The sequence below is a fragment of the uncultured Methylobacterium sp. genome (genome assembly GCF_964251405.1).
Classification (GTDB): domain Bacteria; phylum Pseudomonadota; class Alphaproteobacteria; order Rhizobiales; family Beijerinckiaceae; genus Methylobacterium.
This window is the reverse complement of sequence record NZ_CAXUJR010000138.1, coordinates 1-6,341: the sequence shown is the minus strand read 5'-3', so window position 1 is coordinate 6,341 and position 6,341 is coordinate 1. Positions and strand designations below refer to the sequence as shown.

Sequence of the window (6,341 nt, the reverse complement as noted above, 5' to 3'; positions counted from 1 at the left end):
AACCCATGAAGGGCGGCGAGGCCTGGTGGCCGCAGGAACTCGGCCGGCCCTCCACCAGCGGCGGCCAGAACGACCTGCGCTACGCTTTCTTTCCGGACAAACACCGCCTCGTGATCGAGGACGGCGGCAAGCGCACGACCTATGACAGCGCCGACCACGAGATCAGCGGCGTCTCCCAGTCGAACAACGGCGTGCCCACCTTCACGAGCCAGAAGGGCGACGTCGCCCTGGATCAGTTGAAGACGGTCGACTAAAGCGGCGCGACCCGGCCCCGACAGCGAGCGGAGGGGCTCCTCCTCGACCGACGAGTTCCTCAGCCCATGTGCGGCATCGCCGGCCTCGTCGATTCCCGCCTGGCACCGGACCGGCTCAAGTCCTTCGCCGGCCTCATGGCCGATGCCCTCGCCCATCGCGGGCCGGATGCGCGAGGGGTCTGGTGCGAGGAGGGTGTCGCGCTCGGCCATCGCCGCCTCGCCGTCGTCGATCTGAGCTCCGCCGGCGCCCAGCCGATGCTGTCGCGAGACGGTCGCTGGGCGCTGACCTACAACGGCGAACTCTACGATGCGGCCGAGCAGCGCTCGGGTCTCCGTGCCGCTGGCCACATCTTCGTGGGAACGTCCGATACCGAGATCCTCGTCGAACTGATCACCCGCGACGGTGTCGAAGCGGCGCTGGGCCGGGTCGAGGGAATCTTCGCGTTCGCGGCCTATGACCGTCACGAACGCCGCCTGTGGCTCGCCCGCGACCGCATGGGCGTGAAGCCGCTGTTCTATTCCGTCCACGAGGGCCGCCTGCTGTTCGGCTCGACGCTGTCCGCGCTCGCCGCCTGTCCGGGGTTCACGCCGGAGATCGATCCGGCCGCCGTGTCGAGCCTGCTGCGCCACGGCTACGTCCCGGCCCCGGCATCGATCTGGCGTGGTGTCCGCAAGCTCGAACCCGGCATGCTCCTGTCGTGGCGACCTGGAGAAATGCCGCGCCTCTCTTCCTATTGGTGCCTCGACAATGTCGCCGCCGCCGGCCGGACCGAGCCCTTCCGCGGCTCGGAGGCCGAGGCGGTCGAACGGCTCGAAACGCTGCTGGCCGCCTCCGTCCGCCGCCAGATGATGAGCGACGTGCCGCTCGGCGCCTTCCTGTCGGGCGGCATCGATTCGTCGATCGTCGTGGCGCTGATGACTGCCGGGGGAATGGCGACCAGAACCTTCACGGCGGGATTCACGGATGATCCCCGCTTCGACGAGAGCGGCCCCGCCGAACGGGTCGCCCGGCATCTCGGCACCGACCACACCACGATCCCGGTTCGCGAGGCCGACGCCCTCGCCCTGGTGGCGCACCTGCCGGAGATCTACGACGAGCCCCTTGCCGACCCCTCCGGCCTGCCGACCCATCTCCTCTGTGCGGCGACGCGGCGGGCGGGGATCACGGTCGCGCTCTCGGGGGACGGCGGCGACGAGCTGTTCGGCGGCTATGACCGCTACGCCTTAGCCCTGCGCTTCGCCGAACGGGTCGAGCCGATCCCTCGTGCCCTTCGCGGTCTCGCCGCCGCAGCGATCCTGCGCCTTCCCGATGGTCCCACAGCGCTTCTCGTGCGCGTCATTCCGGAGCCCTGGGGCGGCCCGGAGGCCGCCGACCGCCTGAGGAAGGCCGCGGCGCAACTGTCCGGGGACGGATTCGCGCTCTATCGCCGCCTGCTCACCCTCAACCCCGCCGCGCAGGCGCTGGCTCGCGGCGTGCCGGGTTATCCGAGCCCCCTCGACGATGCGAGCGAGGAACCGCTCCTCGACCGGATGCGTCGCCTCGACATGTCGGGCTACCTGCCCGACGACGTGCTCGCCAAGGTCGACCGGGCCAGCATGGCGGTGGGATTGGAGGCACGCGTGCCGCTCCTCGACCGCGACGTGGTCGCCTTCGCCTGGACCCTGCCGCCGCACCTCCTGAGGCGCGACGGGCAGGGCAAGTGGCTGCTGCGGCAGGTCCTCGCCCGGCACGTACCACCCGCCCTGTTCGAGCGGCGCAAGCAGGGTTTCGCCCCGCCGCTGGCCGCATGGTTGCGTGGTCCCTTGCGGGCCTATGCCGTCGATCTGTTGCGGGCGCCCGGCGTCGGCGGCGGGTTCATCGACGGGACGATGGTCGGCACCATGCTCGACGAGCATCTCTCGGGGCGCCGCAACCACGCGGTCGGGCTGTGGCCGCTTCTCACCTTCGAGGCCTGGCGTCTGGCGCAAGCCGCCCGCCCGCGCCACTGTGCCGCCGAGGCGCGACAGGGAGCATCCGCTTGAGCGACACCGCCACAATCACGACCGCGGACGGCACTGCGGCGGTCCTCGCTCTCCACGGCGCCGAGCCGGTCTCCTGGACGGTCTCCGGCCGTGAATACCTCTGGAGCGCCGATCCGGCTCACTGGAACCGCCACGCGCCGTGGCTCTTCCCGGTCGTCGGAGCGTCCGCCGGCGGACGTGTCCGGGTCGCCGGCGAGACCTATCCGATGGCCCAGCACGGATTCGCCCGCGACCTGCCGTTCAGGGTCACGGCGCAGGCGCCCGACGCCGTCACCCTGCGGCTGACCGACGATTCAGAGACCCGTGCGCGCTATCCCTTCGCCTTCACCCTCGATGTCACCGCCCGGGTCACGCCGGGGTGCCTCGCCTTCGCGATCGCGGTGGAGAACAGCGGCGACACCGCCCTGCCCTACGCGCTCGGCTTCCACCCGGCGTTTCCATGGCCTTTCGCGGGAGGCGAGCGCAGAGCCGGCGGCGGCTACGAGGTCGCCTTCGAGCATGCGGAACGTCCCGTCGCGCCGCAGGTCGGCGAGGGCGGGCTGCTGCTGCGGGACGAGCAGCCCCTGCCCCTCGCTGGCGCCACCCTGCCTCTCGATCCGTCGATTTTCACCGAAGCCCTGGTCTTCCTGAATGCCAGGAGCCGGTGGATGCGCTTTGCCGGTCCCGACGGCAGCGCGATCCGTCTCGATGCGATGGACTTCCCGCATCTCGCGATCTGGACGAAGCCGACCGCCCCCTTCCTGTCCCTCGAATGCTGGACCGGCCATGCCGACTGGGCCGACTTCGCCGGCGACCTTGCGACGCGCGATTCGCAGCGCCTCCTGGCCCCCGGCGCCAAAGCGCATCACGGGGTGACGCTGACCGTCGAGGAGCCGCAGCCGTGACCGCCTTTTCTACGGACGCCTGGACCCGCAATGCGGTGGCCTACGAGGCCATCCGCTCCATGCCGTTCAACGCCGAGCTCGCCGCCGGGACCCTGAGCCCGGCGCGGTTCCGCCACTACATCGTCCAGGACGCGCATTACCTCATCGGCTTCGGCCGCGCCCTGGCGCTGGCCGCCGCCAAAGCTCCGGACCCAGACCGGATCGTGCAGTTCGCCCGCGCCGCGGAGACCGCCATCGTGGTCGAGCGTTCGCTCCATGGCGGCTTCTTCCGCGATTACGGCATCGACCCCGAGACCTTCGCGGCCACGCCGCTCTCACCGGCCTGCGACCACTACGTCTCGTGGCTCCTCGCCACCGCCTATGCCGAATCCTACGAGGTCGTGCTCGCGGCATTGCTGCCCTGCTTCTGGATCTATGCCGAGGTCGGCACCGACATTTTCTCGCGGGCGGCGCCCGGCAATCCCTTCCGGGACTGGATCGATACGTATGCGGGTGAGGAGTTCGGCATTGCGGTGGCCGAGATGATCGCCGCCACCGACGAGGCCGCGCGCGATGCGTCGCCGGTATCGCGCGAGCGGATGCACCGGGCCTTCGCCCATGCGACCCGTCTCGAATGGATGTTCTGGAACGGGGCCTATCGCGAGTCCGCTTGGCCGTTGTGACGAGGAGGCCCCGCGGCAGAGGAACGGCATGACGGTGAAGCGCCGCGACTTCACCGCTGCCGCCCTCATGGCCCTCGCGGGTGCCGGTCCGGCACGAGCCCTCGCGGACACGGGCGGAGACAAGCCCGTCCGCATCGCGATGCTGCTCTATCCTGGCATGACCGCCCTCGACGTCGTCGGCCCGCAGGCGCTGCTTGCGGGCCTTGCAGGCGATAGCCTCCACCTCGTTGCGAAGGGGGCAGGCGCGGTTCTGAGCGATACCGGCCTGAGCCTCGTCGCGACGGCGACCTTCGACACCTGCCCGCGCGATCTCGATGTGCTGTTCGTGCCCGGCGGCGATGGGACGCCCGATCAGATGCGCGACGAGGCCACCCTCGCCTTTCTGCGCGACCGCGCATCCCGGGCCGCCTGGGTGACCAGCGTCTGCACGGGTTCGTTGATCCTCGGGGCGGCCGGGCTGCTCACAGGATACCGCGCCACCTCGCATTGGTGCGTGCGCGATGCCGTGCTGCCCCTGCTCGGCGCGATCCCGGTGGACGAGCGCGTCGTGTTCGACCGCGACCGGATCACGGCGGCCGGGGTCTCGGCCGGGCTCGACTTCGCTCTGGCGCTCGCCGCGCGCCTGCGTGATGCCGATTATGCCAGGACGAGCCAACTCGTGGCGGAATACGCGCCCCAGCCGCCTTTCTCCGCCGGAACGCCCATCGGTGCGGGACCGGTCGTCACGGAACGCGCCGAGGCGATCCTGAAGGGGCTCGTCGCGGGATCGCGCGCCGCGGCCTCCGGTATCGCGGGACGCTGATCCGGCCGACGGCCGTGTTTTTGCTTGAGCCATGTTTTTGCAGGATGGGTGACCTTGCAACGCGCGGCTGTAGCGGCAGTTGTATGACGACGCGGTCCTAGTGCCGCAAACATGCGAAGGACACGGGTATGGCGGCAGGCCTCGCGGGTGATCTCATGCGCATCAAGTCCCTGGAGCGCTTGAACTCGGACGCGGAGGCTGGCGAGCACACGCTCGAACGCACGCTCGGCCCATGGAGCCTCGTGGCGCTCGGCATCGGCGCGGTCATCGGCGCCGGCCTGTTCTCGCTCACCGGCATCGCGGCGGCCGAGCATGCCGGCCCGGCGGTGGTGATCTCGTTCGCCATCGCCTCCATCGCCTGCGTCTTCGCGGGCATGTGCTACAGCGAACTCGCCGGCATGATCCCGGTTGCAGGCTCGGCCTATACCTACGCCTACGCGACGATGGGCGAGTTCGTGGCCTGGATCATCGGCTGGGACCTCGTGCTCGAATACGCGGTCGGGGCCGCCACGGTCTCGGTGAGCTGGTCGAGCTACGTCACCCGCTTCCTGCGCGACAGCCTCGGGATCAACCTGCCCCCGAGCCTCATCCACTCGCCGTTCGAGATCTACACCCTCGCCGACGGGACGATGGCGCACGGCCTCGTCAACCTGCCGGCGATCCTCATCATCGTGGCGGCCTCGGCGCTGCTGATGATCGGCATCCGCGAATCGGCGCGGGTCAACGCGGTGGTGGTCATGATCAAGCTCGCCGTGGTGGCGGTCGTGGTCGGGGTCGGCCTGTTCTACATCAAGGCGCAGAACTACGTGCCCTTCATCCCCGAGAACACCGGCACCTTCGGCGAGTACGGCTGGAGCGGGATCATGCGCGGGGCCGGCGTGGTGTTCTTCGCCTATGTCGGGTTCGACGCGGTCTCCACTGCCGCGCAGGAGGCCAAGAACCCCCAGCGCAACATGATGATCGGCATCCTCGGCTCATTGGCGATCTGCACGGTGATCTACATCGCCTTCGCGGGCGTCCTCACCGGCCTCGTGCCCTACGCGTCGATGAAGGGCGACGCCGCCCCGGTGAACACCGCCATCGGCATGACGCCTTTCCCTTGGCTCACGAGCCTCGTGACGCTGGGCGTCATCGCCGGATTCTCGACCGTGATCCTGGTCCTGCTGCTCGGCCAGAGCCGGGTGTTCTATTCCATGAGCAAGGACCGGCTGCTGCCGGGCTTCTTCTCCAAGATCCACCCGACCTGGAAGACGCCCTACCGCTCGAACCTGTTCTTCATGGTGTTCACGAGCGCGCTCGGCGGCTTCCTGCCGATCAGCCAACTCGGCCACATGACGAGCATCGGCACGCTGCTGGCCTTCATCTTGGTCTGCGCCGGCGTCATCATTCTGCGCCGGACCCAGCCGCAAGCCCGGCGCGATTACCGCACGCCGCTGGTGCCGCTGGTGCCGATCCTCGGCATCGTGAGCTGCTTTGCGATGATGGTGTCGCTCGACGGGGAGACGTGGCTGCGCCTGATGGTCTGGCTTGCCATCGGCCTCGTCATCTATTTTGCCTGGAGCCGCCGGAACAGTCGGGTCGGGCGGGAGGAGACGTGAGGACGGATGGACGGAGTGGCACAGCGGACCACTCGGTAAGACCCTGAGGTCAGACGCGTTATCTGACCAGCGACATGGTCAGGAGCGTGACATGCAGGCGATCCGTCTCGCGGATGCCA

6 protein-coding genes are annotated in these 6,341 nt (G+C 69.3%); all 6 read left to right on the top strand.

Annotation, left to right across the window (positions count from 1 at the left end; translation table 11 throughout):
- The coding region (locus ACFE7U_RS17045) for a hypothetical protein (protein ID WP_375410904.1) at positions 1–254 on the top strand (254 nt) is incomplete at its 5' end.
- A 66-nt stretch (positions 255–320) separates the two neighbouring features.
- Positions 321–2,276, top strand: coding sequence for an asparagine synthase (glutamine-hydrolyzing) (asnB, locus tag ACFE7U_RS17040; protein WP_375410903.1), 1,956 nt, complete (start codon positions 321–323; stop codon positions 2,274–2,276).
- A complete protein-coding gene (locus tag ACFE7U_RS17035; RefSeq protein WP_375410902.1) occupies positions 2,273–3,160 on the top strand; it encodes an aldose 1-epimerase family protein in 888 nt (295 codons plus the stop codon). Before asnB ends, ACFE7U_RS17035 begins: the two co-directional genes overlap by 4 nt.
- Positions 3,157–3,822, top strand: coding sequence for a TenA family protein (locus ACFE7U_RS17030; protein WP_375410901.1), 666 nt, complete (start codon positions 3,157–3,159; stop codon positions 3,820–3,822). The genes ACFE7U_RS17035 and ACFE7U_RS17030 overlap by 4 nt, the downstream gene beginning before the upstream one ends.
- Before the next feature lie 28 nt (positions 3,823–3,850).
- A complete protein-coding gene (locus ACFE7U_RS17025; RefSeq protein ID WP_375410900.1) occupies positions 3,851–4,624 on the top strand; it encodes a DJ-1/PfpI family protein in 774 nt (257 codons plus the stop codon).
- A 128-nt stretch (positions 4,625–4,752) separates the two neighbouring features.
- On the top strand, positions 4,753–6,222 hold the full coding sequence (locus ACFE7U_RS17020) for an amino acid permease (RefSeq protein ID WP_375410899.1): 1,470 nt from the start codon (positions 4,753–4,755) through the stop codon (positions 6,220–6,222).
- Positions 6,223–6,341: the final 119 nt, after the last annotated feature.

What these genes read in the sequence shown, in the direction of transcription:
- asnB (WP_375410903.1), top strand. Translation starts at nt 321, where the DNA reads ATGTGCGGCATCGCCGGCCTCGTCGATTCCCGCCTGGCACCGGACCGG.
- ACFE7U_RS17025 (WP_375410900.1), top strand. Translation starts at nt 3,851, where the DNA reads ATGACGGTGAAGCGCCGCGACTTCACCGCTGCCGCCCTCATGGCCCTC.
- ACFE7U_RS17020 (WP_375410899.1), top strand. Translation starts at nt 4,753, where the DNA reads ATGGCGGCAGGCCTCGCGGGTGATCTCATGCGCATCAAGTCCCTGGAG.